Consider the following 17,548-nt stretch of genomic DNA (forward strand, 5'->3'; position numbering starts at 1 on the left):
ACGGATCAACCGGTTTCAACCGCGGACCGGTGCGCGATCTTCCCCGACGCGGATCAAACGCGTTCAGCCGTGCGCGTGCAGCGGTTTCCCCGACAACGCCAGCATCGCTTCGCTCAGTGCTTCGTTCTGGGTGGGGTGCGCGTGGACGAACGGCGCGACGTCGGTGGGCAGCGCTTCCCAGGCGACGGTCAGTTGGGCCTCGCCGATCAGTTCGCCGACGCGGTCGCCGACCATGTGCACACCCACCACCGGGCCGGCATCGCCGGCGCGTATGACCTTGATTCCGCCCGACGTCTTCAGAATCTGGCTCTTGCCGTTGCCTGCGAGGTCGTACACGACGGACGTGACGTCGCCGTACCGCTCGCGGGCGGCGTCCTCGGTGAGTCCGACGGACGCGACCTCGGGGTGCGAGTACGTCACCCGCGGAACGAGATGCTCGGCCACGGGAACGGGATCGAGGCCGGCGATCTCTTCGGCGACGAACACGCCCTGCTGAAAACCGCGGTGCGCCAGTTGAAGTCCGGCCACGACGTCCCCGACGGCATACACACCGTCGACGTCGGTGCGCAGCCGCTCGTCGGTGACGACGAACCTACGGTCCAGTGTGATGCCGTGTTCCGCGAACCCGCTGTCACCGGTGCGCGGCGCACGTCCCACCGCCACCAGCAGGATCTCCGCCTCGAGGGTCTCGCCGCCGTCGAGTTCCACGAGAATGCCGTCCGCGGTTTCCTTCGCCGCCGCGACCGTCACGCCCGCGCGGGCCGCGATACCGCGCTTACGGAATGCGCGTTCGAGTTGCTTCGAGCACCACGGATCCTCCGCCGCAACCAGGCGGGGGAGCGCCTCGACGACAGTCACTTCGGCGCCGAACGACGCCCAGACGCTGGCGAACTCGACGCCGATCACGCCACCGCCGAGAACGATGGCCTTCTTCGGGACGAACCCGAGATTCAATGCGTCGTCGCTGGTGACGATGCGCTCACCGAGCTCGATGGACGGCACCGTCCGGGCGTAGGAGCCGGTGGCGAGAACCACGGACGTCCCGGTGTAGCGGGTGCCGTCCACCTCGATCGTCCTGTCTCCGGCATACTTTCCGTGCCCGCTCACGCCGCTGATCTTGTGATGGGCGACCAGACCCTGCAGTCCCCTGTGCAACCGGTCGATCGTGCCGTTCTTGTACTGGTGCACCGCCTCGATGTCGATGCCGTCGAACGTCGTTCGCACGCCGAACGCGGCACCGGTCCGCGCGGTGTCGGCGACCTCGGCGGAATGGAGCAGCGCTTTGGTCGGGACACAGCCCCGGTGCAGGCAGGTTCCGCCGATCTTGTCCGCCTCGATCAGCGTGACCGAGAGCCCGAGCTGCGCGGCGCGGAACGCGCAGGCGTAGCCGCCGGACCCGCCACCGAGGATGAGCACGTCACTGTGCGCGTCGGCCATCAGAGCCTCCCCAGCGCGGTGATCGGGTTCTCGATGTAATCGGCGAACAATCTGAGGAACCCGCCCGCGACACCGCCGTCACACACGCGGTGATCGAAGCTCAGCGACACCTGGGTCACCTTCCGAACGGCCAACTGCCCGTCTATGACCCACGGTTTGTCGATGATGCGGCCGACGCCGAGGATCGCGGCCTCGGGATGGTTGATGATCGGGGTCGAGCCGTCCACGCCGAAGACGCCGTAGTTGTTGAGGGTGAACGTGCCACCGGTCAGCCGTGCCGGCGGGAGCGTCCCCTCACGGGCCAACGCCGTGGTGTCCCGCAGTTGCCGGGCCAGTTCGACGGTGGTGAGCGAGTCGGCCCTTTCGATCACCGGGACGACCAGGCCGCGCGGAGTCTGCGCCGCGATGCCGAGGTGGACGTGACCGTATCGGACGATCTCGCCCCGTTCGGTGTCGACGGTCGAGTTCAGTTCCGGGTACTGCTTCAGCGCCGCGAGGGCCAGGCGCGCGAGCAGGGCCATCAGGCTCACGCCGGCGTCGGCGTCGAGGGTGGCGTTGATTGCCCGGCGGGCGACGAGGAGTTCACTGGCGTCCACGTCGACCCAGGTTGTCGCGTCCGGGATTTCGCGTCGACTAGTCGACAGCTTGTCGGCGACCGCTTTCCGCAGGCCCTTGATCGGAATCCGCTGCGCGTCGGCTGGCGCGGGTGTGGTGGCGAGTGCCTTCTCGACGTCGGCACGGTTGATCACACCGCCGGGACCGCTCCCCGACAGCCGCGACAGGTCGAGGCCGTTCTGCCGCGCGAGGTTGCGGACGACCGGCGAGATGACCCGTGGCGCAACACCGGTGCGGTTCGGTTCCGGCCGTGTGGCCTCACGTGTCACGCCGACGCGTCGCCGACGCCGGCGGGTGTCCTCGCTGGTGCCGTACCCGATCAGGACGTTGCCCGAGCCTGCTTGTTCTTCTTCGCGGTACTGCTCGTGCGCGGCGGGGGTTCCGCTGACGGTGATCAGCGGGGTGCCCACCTGCAGCGTCGAGCCTTCGTCGCCGTGCAGGGAGATCACCGTGCCCTCGAAGGGAATCGGCACCTCGACCGCGGCTTTCGCGGTTTCGACCTCGACGACCACCTGGTCGATGGTGACGGTGTCGCCGACCCGGACTTTCCATTCGGCGATGTCGGCCTCGGTGAGTCCTTCGCCGAGGTCGGGGAGCAGGAAGACCTGGTTGCTCATGCGGTCACCGCCCAGCGGGTGTCGGCGGAGTCGTTCCACTGCAATCGGTCGACGCTGTCGAGGACACGGTCGACGCTCGGCAGGTGGAGGCGTTCGAGTTTCGGTGCCGGATAGGGGATGTCGAATCCGCTGACCCGCAACACCGGCGCGTGCAGGTGGTGGAAGCAGCGTTCCTGGACGCGGGCGGCGATCTCGGCGCCGACACCGGCGAATCCCTGCGCCTCCTGAATGACGATGCAGCGACCGGTCTTCCGGACCGATGCCATCACGGTCTCGTCGTCGAACGGCACGATCGACCGCAGGTCGATCACCTCGATGTCGTGACCCTCCGCCGCGGCCGCTTCGGCGGACTCGAGCGCGACGGTCACCGATGGCCCGTACGCGACGATGGTCGCGTCCCGACCGGGACGCCGGACGGCGGCCTGCCCGATCGGCGCGCCCACCGCGAGGTCGACGTCGGCGCGGGAGAAGTACAGGCGTTTCGGTTCGAGGAAGATCACCGGGTCGGGGTCGTCGATCGCCTCGCGCAGCAGGGTGTACGCGTCCTCGACGGTGGACGGGGCGACGACCTTCAGTCCGGGGGTGTGGGCGTAGTAGCCCTCGCTGGAGTCGCAGTGGTGCTCGACCCCGCCGATGCCGCCCGCGAACGGGATTCGAATGACGATCGGCGCGGACAGCGCACCCTTGGTGCGGTTCCGGATCTTCGCGACGTGGGAGACGATCTGCTCGAACGCCGGGTACGCGAACGCGTCGAACTGCATTTCGACGACCGGCTTGAACCCGGACATCGCCATGCCGATCGCGAAGCCGATGATGCCGGACTCGGCGAGCGGGGTGTCGAAGCACCGGTCGTCGCCGAAGTCGCGGGTCAGGCCGTCGGTGACGCGGAAGACGCCGCCGAGGGCGCCGACGTCCTCGCCGAAGACGACGACGTTCTCGTCGGCGGCGAGGGCGTCGCGCAGTGCGGTGTTCAAGGCCTGGGCCATGGTGAGCACGGGCATGGGGTCAGTTCTCCTCGGACTCGGCGGACAGTTCGGCTTCCGCCTGCGCTTGCTGCTCACGAAGTTGCGGGGTCTGTTCGGCGAAGACGTACCGGAACAGGTCCATCGGGTCGGTGGGCCGGTCGACGTTCATGCCGGCACGCAGCGCCGATGCGGCGGCCTCGGCGTCCGCGGTGAGGGCCTCCGACGACGCATCGTCGAGCAGACCCGTTCCGCGCAGGTACTTCTCCAGCCGGGCCAGCGGGTCGCGCCCGAGCCACTGCTCCACCTCGGACGAGTCGCGGTAACGGGTGGCGTCGTCGGCGTTGGTGTGCGCATCGATCCGGTAGGTGTGGGCTTCGACGATGACCGGACCATTGCCGGCGCGGACGAAGTTCGCTGCCTCGTCCATCACGGCGAGCATGGCGACCGGGTCGTTGCCGTCCACCTGCTCCGAGCCGATTCCGTAGCCGACCCCCTTGTGCGCCAACGTGGGCGCCGCGCTCTGCCGGGCGAGGGGCACACTGATCGCGAATCCGTTGTTCTGCACCAGAAACACCACCGGCGCCTTGAACACGGCGGCGAAGTTGAGGGCCTCGTGGAAGTCGCCCTCACTGGTGGCGCCGTCGCCGCAGAACGCCAGGGCGATCGTGTCGTTTCCCTTGCGGTGCTCGCCGTAGGCCACACCCGTCGCGTGCAAGAGCTGGGTGGCCAGCGGGGTGCACTGCGGGGCGCTGCGGTGGGCGGCCGGGTCGTAGCCGCAGTGCCAGTTGCCGGCGAGCATGCTGAGGATCTCGACCGGATCGATGCCGCGGGCGGCGAGCGCAACCGAATCGCGGTAGGTGGGGAACATCCAGTCGCCGGGTTGCAGGCTCATGGCCGCCGCGATCTGGCAGGCCTCCTGACCACGCGACGACGGGTACACGGCCAGCCGGCCCTGCTTGGTCAGCGCCGTCGCCTGCTGATCGAAACGCCTGCCCAGCACCATGTTCCGGTACATCTCGACCAGACGGTCGTCGCTCGGCCTCGGATACCGGGCCTCGCTCTCGGTCAGCTCGCCGGCCGCGTCCAGATACTGCACCGCACACTCGGCGGGAAGGAACTTCCGATACGGCCTCGCCAGGGGCGGCTCTACGAGCGTCACGTCTACCTCCAGATGCATTGTGTTCGTCAATGCTCGCAACTGAACGACCTATCGACAACGACAAGGAGAAATCAGAGACAACCGGTTTAGAATCGGCTCATCGGGAGCAGAATGTCTCACCGGAGTGTGAGCGACCACAGTAGGGATGGACAGATGGCCGGCGGCACAGCGGACACGTATGAACTCGACGCGATCGACCGGCGCATCATCAAGGAACTCGTCGCCGACAGCCGCATCTCGATGCGGGCGCTGGCGGAGAAGGCGCACATCTCCCGCGCGCACGCCTACGTCCGCATCGAGCGGTTGCAAAAGGCGGGGATCATCGAAGGTTTCACCACCCGGATTTCGCACTCCAAGGCGGGACTCGGCTCGTCCGCGTTCATCGCCCTCTCGATCCGGCAGGACTCGTGGCGGGGGATCTCCACCCAGCTCCGGACACTGCCCTTCGTCGAGCACTTCTCGTTGCTGGGTGGCGATTTCGACGTTCTCGTCCTGGTGCGCGCACCGGACAACAGCGCACTGCGCCATGTCGTGCTCGAACGGTTGCAGAGCCTCGAAGGTGTGCAGTCGACGAAGACGTGGCTGATCTTCGAGGAGGCCAACGGGCCCGGACCGGAGTGGGTTCGTTGACGGGACGGATAGGATTCCGTCATGCGCAGCGACCTGATGAAGAACGCGGAACGCAGTGGTGAACCGGGCACCTTCGTGCTACAGAATCCCCGAATGCTCAAGGTGGACTTGGCCGGCACCAGCGGTCACTTCTTTGCCCGGCAAGGATCGATGGTCGCCTACCAGGGCGACGTCGACTTCGCCTACCAGGGCAGCGGCGGCGTCGGAAAGTTCTTCAAGAAGGCCTTCACCGGTGAGGGCATGTCGCTGATGAAGGTCTCCGGCAGCGGCGACGTGTTCCTCGCCCGCGACGCCGACGAGATCTTCCTGCTCGAACTCGAGGACGAGTCGGTGACCGTCAGCGGTTCCAACGTCCTCGCGTTCGACAGTTCCCTGACCTGGGACATCAACCGCGTCGAGGGCGCGTCGATGCTCAGCGGCGGACTGTTCAACACCACGTTCACCGGCCGCGGTGTCCTCGCCGTCACCATCTACGGCACACCCGTCGTCCTGAACGTGGACACCCCCACCTACGTCGACATGCAGAGTGCGGTGCTGTGGTCGACCGGTCTGCACTCGACGATCCGCAAGACCGCGAAGATGGGTGCCGCGATCGGCCGGGGTTCCGGTGAGGCATATCAGCTGTGCCTCACCGGAAACGGCATCGTCGTCGTCCAGGCCTCGGAGGGGCACCCGGTTCCCAAGCCGTAACCGCCGCGGCTGCACGGGTGCCCCGGTCACTCACCCTGCCCGGGTGCGGGCGAGGGCGCCGATCGCGACGTCGACGAGCAGGAACGCGAGGAGACTGACGCCGAGCAGCGGAACGAACCAGCCGACGAGGACGACGCAGGCGGCCCCGGCCACCGCCGCGGCCGGGTGGATTCGGCGCCAGGTGCCCCGCACCGGCGGCCTGCCCACCGCCCGGGTGGTGCCGCGGGTGGGCCTGCGGCGCCACCACAGGAGGTAGCCGCGGACGATCACGGCGAGCAACGCCACCGCGAGGGCGGCCAGGACCAGCTGGTTGAGCAGGCCGAACAGCAACCCCATGTGCAGGGCGATCCCCCAGGACGTCAGCTTCGCGGCGAGCGGCCAGTCACCGAATCGCGACACGTCCGTCACCGCGCCCGTCGCCCCGTCGACCGCGATCGAGTCGGTCGAGAACTGCCACGGTTCGCGGGTCTGCGTGACGGTGAACGCGGTGCCCGCGTCGGCGGGAACGGTCGCCTCGACGGCGCCGGTGACACCGCCCCGCCGGGCCACCTCGAGGACGGTGTCGAGTTCGCCCACGTTGCGGTCGAGGATTCCCGGATCCGACGCGGGGGTGTGCCCGGCGCCGTGCCCGCCGTGACCGCCCGATGCGGCGGCGCCGGCAGCGGGCGCCGAGTCCAGCTTCTTGTCGATCTTGGGGGTGGTCCAACTCAGGGCGGAGCGAAGTTCGCCGACGTTCTCGCCCGCGTACCGCGACCAGGTCAGGCCCGTGGCCGAGAGGAACACCAGGCCGACCGCGATCCAGATGCCGACCACGCCGTGCCAGCCGAGGGTGCGGTTGCGGCCGCGGCTCGACCGGTCGAGCGTCCACAGCCTGGCGGCGTCTGCGTTGCGGGCGCGGGTGGTGCGGTAGCGCTGCACCCACAGGTACACGCCACCGAGCGCGATGACCCACAGCCACGACGCGGCGAGCTCGCTGTAGAGGCGGCCGGGCTCGCCCAGGTGCAGGTGCCGGTGCAACTGCGAGATCCAGGTGCGCATCGGCAACGCCCCGCTGCTGCCGTAGACGACGAGCTCGCCCACCGACTCCGCGGTGACGGGATCGACGAAGACCGCGCGGCGCTCGGACTCTCCCAGGGTGGGATCGGTGAACATCACCTGCGTCGTGTCACCCGCTTCGGTCGCCGGGCGCACGGCGGCGACGGTGAGGTCCGGGCGAACCTGCTGCGCGGCCCGCACCTGTTCGGACATCGGCAGGTCCGGGCCGGTCGAGTCGACGTGCAGGTAGTCGCGGTAGACCAGCTGCTCGACCGACGGCGCGAGAGCGTAGAGGCCGCCGCTGACGGCGGCGATCACCAGGAACGGGGCCACCAGGATCCCAGCATAGAAGTGCAGGCGCAGGATCAGTGGCCGGAAAATGCGCGGCGGCGCGGAGACCTTCGACGCCGGGGAGGACGCGACCGGTGTGTCGCGTTCGAGGTCAGGGATGGACATGACGATCTCGCTTCGAATCGGGTGAGACGGGCACCCAGCGCCGTCGAGGCCGCGCACGTCAGGGGTGCGCTGGGCAACTCGAGGTCAGGGATGCACCGACTCAGGAAGGCGTCGGCACCGGGACCCGCCGGGGAGTCCGCTGGTGCCGCGTGAGGACACGCCGAACCGGCGACGACACGTCTGGTGTGCGCCGGGAAGGCAGTGAGAAAGGATTCGACTAGACGAGAGCAGGTGGTCCGCGGGTGCCGGCGCCCGCGGCGACCAGCAACCACAACGACAGCTTCGCGCGGTAGATCGGGGTCGCGGTCCAAGTGCCGGTATCGACCTGCAGCGGGGCGAGGACGGCGAGAACGATCCGCGACAACGCGGCCAATGCCCTGAGGCAGGCGCGTTCGGCGGACCGGACCAGCACCGCGGCCACCGCGATCGCGGCGAGGTGCGCGGCGATCATCGGGGTGGAAAGCCCCAGCCCATGGGAATGATCGGCGGCCAAGGCCAGCGTGGTGTGGCCGATCAACTGGCCCGCAGCGAGCACCGACAGCACGAACAACCATTCACGGGTGGCCACCCGGACAGCGGCGACCGACGCCCCGACCGCGGCACACGCCGCGAGAAGCAGCACCACCGAGCCATCGCTCGGGGGCATTCCGCCTCCACCGATGCCGTGGGCGGCGACGCTGACCGCGCCGGACAGTGAACCCACGACGGAGCCGCGCACCCGCGCGACCACCTCCAACCGTGAATTCACCCCGCGAGGGTACCGCTTCCGATGCCAGCCCCGGCCGCGGGGCGCAGACGCGCGAGGACGTCGGTCAGGGTGACGACACCGATCAGCTCACCGTTGTCGGTGACGATCGCGAGATGGCTGCGGGTCTCGCGCATGGTGCGCAGTGCGTCGTACACGGCGGCGTCCGCATCGAGGGTCAGCACCGGGCGCATGAGGTCGGCGGCCGTAACAACGGGACCGGCCCGCAGGCTGTCGCGAACGTGCACCACCCCCTTGATCCCGTCCTCGTCGCGCACGAGCAGTCGGAGGTGGCCGCTTCGATCCGCGACCGCCCTGATCGCAGCCGCAGACGCGTCCGGGGCGACGCTGCTGGGGGTGGTGTTCGGCCGCACCATGTCTCGCACGGCGAGCGATTGGAGTTCCAGGGCGCTGGTCAGTTGGCCGTGGTACCGCTCGTCGAGCGTGCCGACGGTCGCCGAGTGCTCGACGAGGTGCCGCAGCGCGTCGGGATCCTGCCCGGCCCCCACCTGGTCGACCGGTTCCACGCCGAACTTCCGCAGACACCGGTTGGCCATCCGGTTCAGCACCAGCAGCAGCGGGCGGGTGGCCCACATGAACCCGCGCATCGGGATCGCCAGCAGTGTCGCCGACTTCTCCGGGTGCGCGATCGCCCACGACTTCGGTGCCATCTCACCGACGACGAGATGCAGGAACGTGACGATGATCAGGGCGAGGATGAATCCGAGCACGTCCGCCAGCCACAGCGGGGCACCCCAACCTGCGAAGGCCGGGGTGAGCCAGTGATGCACGGCCGGCTTCGTGACGGCGCCGAGCGCGAGGGTGCAGACGGTGATGCCCAACTGGGATCCGGCCAGCAGCACGGACAACTCGGAGGCGCTGCGCAGAGCAGCGCGGGCGGCCCTGCTGGTGGGGGCAGCGTCCTCGAGCCGGTGGCGACGGGCAGCGATCAACGCGAATTCGATCGCCACGAAGAACGCGCTGGCCGCGATCAACCCGACGGTGACGAGCACGATGACCCACGGATTACTCATCGGTCGAGTCACTCTCCAGGACGCGGAGCCTCACGAACAGCGAGGACGGGACGTGCTTGTCGACTGCCCGCACCTCGGCGTCGAGGCTGCGGACGGGCGGGTCGGCGTCATTGATCAGGTCGGCCGGATCCGGGTTCAATCGGACCGCGACGACGTCACCGACGACGGGGAGACCGCCGGACTCGGCGATGACGGCACCCGCGAGCGTCTCGAAGTCACCGGGCGGCAGGTCGTGTCCGAGAATGCGCTCCACCTCGTCGATGTGCAGATCGCCGGGCATCGTCCAGCCTTCGGACTCCGAGCCCGTCACGGACGCGTCACCGTCGGGATCGTGCTCGTCGGCGATCTCACCGACGAGTTCCTCCGCGAGGTCCTCGATCGTGATGACGCCGGCGAATCCGCCGTACTCGTCGACGACGAGGGCCATTTCGTCTCGGGCGGCCGTCAGCTGTTCCAGCACGTCGGGCAGCGGCAGCGACGACGGCACGACGACGGCCGGACGGGCCCTGGACGCGGCCGGACCGTCGGACTGCTCGCCCAGCAGGTCGTGGAGGTGGATGACGCCGCGCAGATCGTCGGACGAACTCCCGACCACGGGGTAGCGGGTGTGGCCCGCACCCATCTTCTCGAGAACACTGCTCAGGGAATCGTGGGCCCGGACGGTGTCGACGTGGGCGCGCGGAATCATCGCGTGCCCGGCGGTGCGGGTGGGAAAGTCGAGGATCCGGCCGAGCAGGGTCGACAGTTCCCGCGGCAGCTCACCGGCGTCGCGGGATTCGGCGACGATGTGTTCGAGGTCCCGCACGGTGGCCGAGTGTTCGACGTCGTGGACCGGCTCGATCCGCAGCGCGCGCAGCAGCAGGTTCGACGACTGGTCGAACAGCCAGATCAACCAGCCGAACAGTTTCAGGTAGACCGTCGTCGACAGCGCGAGCCGACGGGCCACCGGTTCCGGCCGGGCGATTGCCAGGTTCTTCGGGAAGAGCTCCCCGAAGAGCATCTGAACGAAGGTGGAGAACAGGACGGCGAGGACGGCGCCGACACCGATCCCGACCGCGGTGGGGATGCCGACGCCGCCGAGGAGCTCACCGAGGCCGCGTCCGATCAGGGGTTCGGCGACGTAACCGACGAGCAGGCCGGTGACGGTGATGCCCAGCTGGGCGCCGGAGAGCATGAACGAGGTGCGGCGAGTGACGCCGAGGGCGCGGGCGGCGCCCGAGTCTCCCGCCTCGGCCCGGGCTTTGAGCCGCGAGCGGTCGACCGACATGTACGCGAATTCCTGGGCGACGAAGTAGCCGGTCAGGGCGGTGATCAGTAATACGACGACGACGCCGAAGCCGATGCTCAGGACGGTCACCATGCGTTCACCCGCGCCCTGCATCCGGGACTGCGGTGATCACTTTGGGGCGGGCTGGGTCTTCGAGGGCGCGAAGCGCTGGTCATGGCTCTCTCTGTATTCGGGATATGAAACATTCATAGTAAAGGACTCTTTACTTTGGCGACCGGCGGGTGCGCAGAGTCACACGGTCGGTGTTACGACCGGATTTCCGGATTCGGGCCGCGGTGAGGGTTACGAAACCTGAGCTTGTTCCGCGCGTGACCATTCGGAAATCACCGAACCGTGTACTTGTTTCAGGTCGACGGAGTGCACAACGCACTCTTCCCACGCAGAGCGAACAGACATCGAAGTCTACGCCCGGGCCGTCACCCGCAGCATCTCATCAGCGCGTTCAGGCCCTTCGGGCGCCTCCGCCCCACGACCGACCAGGAGTCCCCTGTGACCGACATCGAGAACACCATCGCCGCGAACATCCAGAAGTCGCTCGGCGAGATTCCCCACCCGGCGCTGCCCAAGGGCAGCAACATCTACGGGTCGACGAAAATCTTCCCCGACTACAAGGCCGAGGACGGCGAGTCCTACTTCACGCTGGTGCACGGCATCGCGCACGAATCCTCCGTCAGCTTCGTCGCCGTCCTGCAGGCAACCCGCGCACTGCGCAAGGGTTTCGAGTCCGCGATCTACTTCTACGGTCCCGGAGCTCTCAACTGCCTTGCGACACGCGGCTTTCCGACCACCGGCGACAACGGGTTCCCGGGCGAGCAGAACATCAACGACGCACTCGCGACGTTCATCTCCGAAGGTGGAACCGTCTTCGCGTGCCGCTTCGGTCTCGCGCTGCACGGCGGCAGGGAAGAGGACCTGATCGAGGGCGTCGTGCCCGCACATCCCCTCGATGTGCAGGACGCCATCATCCACTACTCCCGCAAGGGCGCCATCATCAACTCCACCTACATGGTCTGAGGTGTGAACGATGAGCGATCTCTCGACACGAGTTGACGTAGCAGTACGTGGGATTCGGTCACTGAACGTCCCGGTCACCCGGACTTCCGGCGCCGGCCCCAGCGACGACGGTCACGTACTGATCGGCGGGATCGGCGGCGCCATCCCCATCCGGTCCGACAGCCCCTACGAAGTCAGCGGAAACCGCCTGCTGATGAACGGCACCGACATGGGGGTGGAGATCGAGCCGGTGCGCCGGCCCCGGTTCTACGACCTGGACACCGCCGACGGCATCTCCTACGAGAAGATCGCCCGGCTGCACGGGACGAACGTCCTCGCCACCACAGTCGTCCAGACCTGCATTCGATACGACCCCCAGCAGCGGTGCCGGTTCTGCTCGATCGAGGCATCACTGCAGTCCGGCTCGACCATCGCGGTGAAGAAGCCCGAACAACTCGCCGAGGTCGCCGAAGCCGCCGTCCGTCTCGACGGCGTCACGCAGATGATCATGACCACGGGCACGTCCGCGGCCAAGGATCGCGGTGCCCGTCACCTGGCGCGATGCGTCGCGGCCGTCAAGGCGGTGGCTCCGGATCTCGCCATCCAGGTGCAGTGCGAACCGCCCGGCGATCTCGGGACCATCACGGATCTCCGGAACGCGGGGGCCGATTCCATCGGCATCCACGTGGAGTCGTTGGACGAGGAGGTTCGGCGGCGCTGGATGCCGGGCAAGGCGACGGTGCCGCTGGACGAGTACCGGGCGGCGTGGCGGGAGGCGGTACGGGTCTTCGGACGGAATCAGGTGTCGACCTATCTGCTGGTCGGATTGGGCGAAGATCCCGACGAATTGGTCGCGGGCGCAGCCGAACTGATCGACATGGGTGTGTACCCGTTCGTCGTCCCGTTCCGGCCGCTCGCCGGCACGCTGGCCGTCGAGGACGGGGCGCAGGCGCCGTCGCCTGCCCTGCTCGCCGACGTCACCTCACGGGTGGCGAAGGAACTGCAGGCGGGCGGCATGCGCGGCGCCGACCAGAAGGCGGGCTGCGCGGCATGTGGGGCCTGCAGCGTCCTTCAGAACGCCGGAGGCTGACATGTGGGACCTACCGACCGCCGAGAGCACTCCTTCCGACTTCGCCGTCCTCACCGGGCCGTCGATTCAGGAGTCGCAGCAGAGCTTCCTCGTGCAACCCGCCACCGGTCGGGTGATGATCGAGGCATACCGGCGACTGCGGCGTGAGACGTTCGTCGTGGAACAGGGACTGTTCACCGCCAGCGACCGGGACGACGTCGACGACGATCCACGCACCGTGGTGCTCGTGGCGATCAGCACCACGGGCGAGGTGCTCGGCGGTGTTCGCCTCGCACCGATGACGGACGGCACCGACCTCGGGTGGTGGGCGGGAAGCCGACTCGTGGTGGGTCGAAACATCCGGAACAGCAGGGGAATCGGGAAGGCGCTCGTGCGCGCCGCCTGCGCCCACGCCGAATCCCGTGGTGTGTTGCGGTTCGACGCCACCGTGCAGAGCCGGAACGAGACGATGTTCGCACACCTGGGCTGGACGCGGATGGGTGACGTCACGCTGGCGGGCGCGCCGCACGTGCACATGACGTGGCCGATCGATCGCGTCGAGCGTCTGGTCCAGAGCACGAAGTCGTGTCTGGCCCACACCCTGGCCCCCTTCGGCACGCACGGTGATGCGCTCGGCGGCAGCGGGTTCCGCGGCGACGACGGCGCACCGGTTCCGGGGAGCGACCTGATCGCGGCGTGCGACGCCATCCTGCCCGCCATGGTTCAGCGCGATCCCGAGTGGGCCGGATGGTGCGCCGCCCTCGTCAACCTCAACGACCTGTCGGCGATGGGTGCCGTCCCGGTCGGGATGCTCGACTCCGTCGGAGCACCGAACACGTCGATCCTGGCGAAGGTGATCCGTGGGCTCAGCCGGGCTGCGGAAGCGTGGGACGTACCGGTACTGGGCGGCCACACCCAGCTCGGTGTTCCCGCGGCGCTGTCGGTGACGGCGCTCGGACGCACCGCGGATCCGGTGCCCGCGGGTGGTGGCCGGATCGGCGACGAGCTCACGCTGACGGCTGACCTCGACGGGCAGTGGCGACCGGGATACACCGGACAACAGTGGGATTCGACGTCCCACCGCAGCCGGGGCGCGTTGCGGGACATGGCCTCGTTCGTCGCCCGCACCCGTCCCGCCGCGGCAAAAGACATCAGCATGGCGGGGATCGCGGGCACTACCGGGATGCTCGCCGAGGCGAGCGGACTCGGTGCCGTCCTCGACGTCGCATCGGTCCCCCGGCCACCTGTTGCGACGGCGGGTGACTGGATGACGTGCTTCCCCGGGTTCGCGATGATCACCGCCGATCGGCGGGGTAGCGCGGTGGCGCCCGCCGGGCCGGCCACCTCGGCCGTCTGCGGGGAATTGACATTTGAGCCGGGGGTCAGCCTTCGCTGGCCCGACGGCGTAACGACACGCGTGGTGCACTCCACGGTCACAGGATTGGGAAGAGCATGACTGACATCGGAATCTCCGTCGCGGCAGCCGAGTTCGGCCGCGACATGGAACAGGCGTATCGCACGATCGGTGAACTGATCGAGCAGGCGCGGGCAGCCGGGAGTTCGCTCCTCGTGCTTCCGGAGGCCTGCCTGGGCGGTTACCTGCCCAGCCTGGGCGGAGGCGACGAAACCGAGGAGCAGCGGCAGCGTCGGCTCCGCAGCCTCCCGCCCGCACTGGAATTGGATGGGCCCGAGATCCGGCGAGTCGTCGACATGGCCGGCGACCTGGTGATCACCCTCGGATTCTGCGAAGCCGACGGCGCCGACCGGTACAACGCCGCGGTGACAGTGCACGGCGACGGGATACTCGGCTCGTACCGCAAGGTGCACCAGCCGCTGGGGGAGAACCTCTGCTACCGCGCCGGCGACAAGTACGAAGCGTTCGACACACCGGTCGGACGGATGGGCATGCAGATCTGTTACGACAAGGCGTTTCCCGAGGCCGCGCGGACGCTCGCCCTCGACGGCGCGGAAATCATCACGTCGCTGTCGGCATGGCCCACCGCCCGCACCAACCGCGTCGAGAATCCCGAAGACGACCGGTGGAAGCAGAGATTCGACATCTACGACCGCGCGCGGGCCACGGAGAATCAGGTGGTCTGGGTGGCGTCGAATCAGGCGGGAACGTTCGGGTCGCTCCGGTTCGTGTGCAGCGCGAAGATCGTCGGCCCGGGCGGCGAAATCCTCGCCACCACAGGCGTGGAACCCGGCCTCGCCTCGGCCACGCTGAATGTGCAGGCCGAACTGGACGCGATTCGCAGCGGCGGAATGTACAACCTCCGGGACCGCCGGCCGGAACTGTACGGCGACGTCGTCGCGGACAACCGGGTCAGCGGCACCCGACTCGACGCGTCGGCGCGACCGTCGTTCCTCCGCACCACAACAGCCGAACTGGAGCCCGTCGATGCCTGAGATGACGTTCACGGTGCGGTGGCCGGACGGACGCACCCAGTCCTGCTACTCGCCGTCGCTGGTCATGCACGACCACCTGGTGGCCGGTGAGGACTACACGGTCGCCGAATTCCTCACACGCACCACGACGGCGCTCACCGAGGCCAGCGAGCGAGTCCGTGCCAAGTTCGGGATGTACTGCACGTCCGCGTCCGAGCAGATGCAGGAACTCGAACGCGCCGGCCGCACCCTCGACCCCCAATCCCTCGTCCGGGTCCTCGAGATGAACCCGGCTTCACTCCCCGGAGAGTCGTGATGACCGAACAACACACAGTCGTCGTGATCGGCGGCGGCCAGGCGGGCCTGTCGATCAGCTGGCATCTGGTGCAGCGTGGAATCGACCACGTGGTGCTCGAACGAGAGTCGATCGCCCACGAGTGGCGCGACAGTCGCTGGGACAGCTTCACTCTCGTCACTCCGAACTGGCAGTGCACCCTTCCTGGATACACCTACTCGGGCGGCGATCCCGACGGGTTCATGAACCGCGAGCAGACCTACCAGTTCGTGCGCGGGTACGCCGACACCTTCGATCCTCCTGTGCGCGAAGGGGTCGCGGTGGTCGCGGTGCGGCAGTCGGGTTCCGGAGGGTTCGACGTGGACACGACGGAAGGCCCGATGCACGCCGACCACGTCGTGGTCGCGGTCGGCGGATACCACACTCCGGTCGTTCCCCGGTTCGCCGAACGGCTTCCCGCCGACATCACGCAATTGCACTCGTCGCAGTACCGGAGCGCCGGCGCGCTGCCCGCGGGCGAGGTTCTCGTCGTGGGCAACGGCCAGTCCGGCGCCCAGATCGCGGAGGATCTTCACCTCGCGGGTCGCACCGTCCACCTCGTCACCGGTGGTGCGCCGCGGGTCGCGCGGTTCTATCGCGGCCGGGACTGCGTGGCCTGGCTGCACGACATGGGTACCTACGACGTTTCCATCGCCGATCACCCAGGTGGTCTGGGCAAGCGGGAGAACACCAACCACTACGTCACGGGCCGGGACGGTGGCCGGGACATCGACCTCCGTGCCTTCGCGCTCGCGGGAATGCGTCTGTACGGGCGGCTGCTTGACGTCGTCGACGGAACCCTGCGGTTCGCGCCCACCCTCGAGTCGTCGCTGGATGCCGCGGACGCCGTGAGTGAGAGCATCAAGGATTCCATCGACGCCTACATCGACCGCGCAGGAATCGATGCGCCGCGCGAGGAACGGTACGTGCCGGTCTGGCGTCCCGAACGTGAGGTCACCGAGTTGGAACTGCCGACGTCGGGCATCACGTCGGTGGTGTGGTCCATCGGTTTCCGGACCGACTACCGGTGGCTCCACGCGGGCGTCTTCGACGGTGAGGGCCATCCCACCCACAACCGCGGCGTCACCGCTGTGCCCGGGCTGTACTTCCTCGGCCTTCCGTGGCAGCACACGTGGGGTTCGGGACGGTTCGCGGGAGTGGCGCGGGACGCGGAGTATCTGGCGGATCGCATCGAACTCGAAGCGGGTGTGTTGCCGGCGACGGCGACACTAGCCTGACGCCTATGGTGACGACACGGTTGGCAGCGTTGGCGGGGCACTTCGGCCGCGACATCGATCGCGCGCTCCTGAAGTTGCAGGCGCTGATCGAGAGTGCCGCGAACGACGGCGTGGACCTGCTGGTCCTGCCCGACGCCTGCCTCGGCGGCTACATCTCGGATCTCCGGCGGCCGGACACGGAGGAACTCCCGCCCGCGCTCGCCGCGGACAGCCCGGAGCTGAAGGCCGTCGCGAAGATGGCGGGCCGCATGACGGTCTGCCTCGGGTATACGGAACTGTGCGACGGGGTGCGCTACAACGCCGCCGCCTGCGTGACCGGCGACGGGGTGCTGGGCAGTCACCGCAAGGTGCATCAACCGGCCGGGGAATCCCTGGCGTACGCCGCGGGTGACTCCTTCACCGCCTTCGACACACCGGTGGGCCGGATCGGGATGCTGATCGACTACGACAAGACGTTCCCGGAATCCGCCCGCACCCTCGCGCTCGACGGCGCGCGGATCATCGCCGCGTTGTCCGCGTGGCCGGCCAGCATCACGGACCGGGCGGCGCGCATGACCCAGGACCGGCAATCACGCCTGTTCGATCTCTACGACTCGGCCCGGGCCGCCGAGAACCAGGTGGTCCTCGTGTCGTCCAACCAGACCGGAATCCAGGGTGGACTGCGATTCCTCGGTCAGGCCAAGGTGGTGGGCCCGGGCGGCGACGTGCTCGCGCGGACGGGGACGAAGGGCGGGCTCGCCGTCGCCGAACTCGACGTCGACTACGAGGTCAACCGGGCCAGGAAGGTGCTGCGGCACCTGGAGGAACGCCGCATCGACACCTACCGGAGACTGCTGGACCGAGGAGAACACTGAC

Annotated in this window: 17 protein-coding genes; 9 read left to right on the top strand and 8 right to left on the bottom strand. The window is 68.4% G+C overall.

Features of this window, described 5'->3' with window-relative positions; genetic code table 11:
* Positions 1-63: 63 nt before the first annotated feature.
* The 4 genes from lpdA to pdhA are packed head-to-tail and all read right to left on the bottom strand — an operon-like array spanning position 64 to position 4,811.
* Positions 64-1,437, bottom strand: coding sequence for a dihydrolipoyl dehydrogenase (gene lpdA / locus RHA1_RS16085; RefSeq protein WP_011595967.1), 1,374 nt, complete (start codon positions 1,435-1,437; stop codon positions 64-66).
* Entirely contained in the window at positions 1,437-2,669 is a 1,233-nt protein-coding gene (locus RHA1_RS16090) for a dihydrolipoamide acetyltransferase family protein (RefSeq protein ID WP_011595968.1), read from the bottom strand. The genes lpdA and RHA1_RS16090 overlap by 1 nt, the downstream gene beginning before the upstream one ends.
* Entirely contained in the window at positions 2,666-3,670 is a 1,005-nt protein-coding gene (locus tag RHA1_RS16095; protein WP_011595969.1) for an alpha-ketoacid dehydrogenase subunit beta, read from the bottom strand. The genes RHA1_RS16090 and RHA1_RS16095 overlap by 4 nt, the downstream gene beginning before the upstream one ends.
* Before the next feature lie 4 nt (positions 3,671-3,674).
* A complete protein-coding gene (pdhA, locus tag RHA1_RS16100; RefSeq protein WP_081437450.1) occupies positions 3,675-4,811 on the bottom strand; it encodes a pyruvate dehydrogenase (acetyl-transferring) E1 component subunit alpha in 1,137 nt (378 codons plus the stop codon).
* 135 nt (positions 4,812-4,946) lie between these two features.
* Here pdhA and RHA1_RS16105 point away from each other — a divergent pair, with 135 nt between their 5' ends.
* Positions 4,947-5,423 carry an Lrp/AsnC family transcriptional regulator gene (locus RHA1_RS16105; RefSeq protein WP_029538936.1) on the top strand — a complete coding sequence of 159 codons (477 nt, stop codon included), beginning with the start codon at positions 4,947-4,949 and terminating at the stop codon, positions 5,421-5,423.
* Between the two features lie 21 nt (positions 5,424-5,444).
* Positions 5,445-6,113, top strand: a complete 669-nt coding sequence (locus RHA1_RS16110; protein ID WP_011595972.1) for an AIM24 family protein — start codon at positions 5,445-5,447, stop codon at positions 6,111-6,113.
* A gap of 30 nt (positions 6,114-6,143) precedes the next feature.
* Here the strand turns inward: RHA1_RS16110 and RHA1_RS16115 are convergent, their stop codons facing one another.
* The 4 genes from RHA1_RS16115 to RHA1_RS16130 form a co-directional block, all read right to left on the bottom strand.
* The gene (locus RHA1_RS16115; RefSeq protein WP_011595973.1) at positions 6,144-7,604 is read right to left on the bottom strand and encodes a PepSY-associated TM helix domain-containing protein; all 1,461 of its coding nucleotides are present in this window, start codon (positions 7,602-7,604) and stop codon (positions 6,144-6,146) included.
* Between the two features lie 217 nt (positions 7,605-7,821).
* Complete coding sequence (locus RHA1_RS16120; protein ID WP_041811542.1) at positions 7,822-8,352, bottom strand: hypothetical protein; 531 nt, start codon at positions 8,350-8,352, stop codon at positions 7,822-7,824.
* The gene (locus RHA1_RS16125) at positions 8,349-9,383 is read right to left on the bottom strand and encodes a hemolysin family protein (protein ID WP_011595975.1); all 1,035 of its coding nucleotides are present in this window, start codon (positions 9,381-9,383) and stop codon (positions 8,349-8,351) included. The genes RHA1_RS16120 and RHA1_RS16125 overlap by 4 nt, the downstream gene beginning before the upstream one ends.
* A complete protein-coding gene (locus RHA1_RS16130; RefSeq protein ID WP_011595976.1) occupies positions 9,376-10,743 on the bottom strand; it encodes a hemolysin family protein in 1,368 nt (455 codons plus the stop codon). Before RHA1_RS16130 ends, RHA1_RS16125 begins: the two co-directional genes overlap by 8 nt.
* 417 nt (positions 10,744-11,160) lie before the next feature.
* Here RHA1_RS16130 and RHA1_RS16135 point away from each other — a divergent pair, with 417 nt between their 5' ends.
* Genes RHA1_RS16135 through RHA1_RS16165 form a run of 7 tightly spaced genes read left to right on the top strand, consistent with a single transcriptional unit; the run spans position 11,161 to position 17,547 of the window.
* Positions 11,161-11,685 carry an MSMEG_0572/Sll0783 family nitrogen starvation response protein gene (locus RHA1_RS16135; protein WP_009476287.1) on the top strand — a complete coding sequence of 175 codons (525 nt, stop codon included), beginning with the start codon at positions 11,161-11,163 and terminating at the stop codon, positions 11,683-11,685.
* 10 nt (positions 11,686-11,695) lie between these two features.
* Positions 11,696-12,754, top strand: coding sequence for an MSMEG_0568 family radical SAM protein (locus RHA1_RS16140; RefSeq protein ID WP_011595978.1), 1,059 nt, complete (start codon positions 11,696-11,698; stop codon positions 12,752-12,754).
* A 1-nt stretch (position 12,755) separates the two neighbouring features.
* Entirely contained in the window at positions 12,756-14,189 is a 1,434-nt protein-coding gene (locus tag RHA1_RS16145) for an MSMEG_0567/sll0787 family protein (protein ID WP_011595979.1), read from the top strand.
* Positions 14,186-15,142, top strand: coding sequence for a carbon-nitrogen hydrolase family protein (locus RHA1_RS16150; RefSeq protein ID WP_011595980.1), 957 nt, complete (start codon positions 14,186-14,188; stop codon positions 15,140-15,142). The genes RHA1_RS16145 and RHA1_RS16150 overlap by 4 nt, the downstream gene beginning before the upstream one ends.
* Entirely contained in the window at positions 15,135-15,437 is a 303-nt protein-coding gene (locus tag RHA1_RS16155; RefSeq protein WP_009476291.1) for an MSMEG_0570 family nitrogen starvation response protein, read from the top strand. Before RHA1_RS16150 ends, RHA1_RS16155 begins: the two co-directional genes overlap by 8 nt.
* Positions 15,437-16,693: an MSMEG_0569 family flavin-dependent oxidoreductase gene (locus RHA1_RS16160; RefSeq protein ID WP_011595981.1), complete on the top strand. Its 1,257-nt coding sequence runs from the start codon at positions 15,437-15,439 to the stop codon at positions 16,691-16,693. The genes RHA1_RS16155 and RHA1_RS16160 overlap by 1 nt, the downstream gene beginning before the upstream one ends.
* Before the next feature lie 5 nt (positions 16,694-16,698).
* Positions 16,699-17,547 (top strand): carbon-nitrogen hydrolase family protein, encoded by an 849-nt coding sequence (locus RHA1_RS16165; protein ID WP_011595982.1) that lies wholly within the window; start codon positions 16,699-16,701, stop codon positions 17,545-17,547.
* The last annotated feature ends 1 nt before the right edge of the window (position 17,548 follow it).

The sequence above is a fragment of the Rhodococcus jostii RHA1 genome (genome assembly GCF_000014565.1).
Classification (GTDB): domain Bacteria; phylum Actinomycetota; class Actinomycetes; order Mycobacteriales; family Mycobacteriaceae; genus Rhodococcus_F; species Rhodococcus_F jostii_A.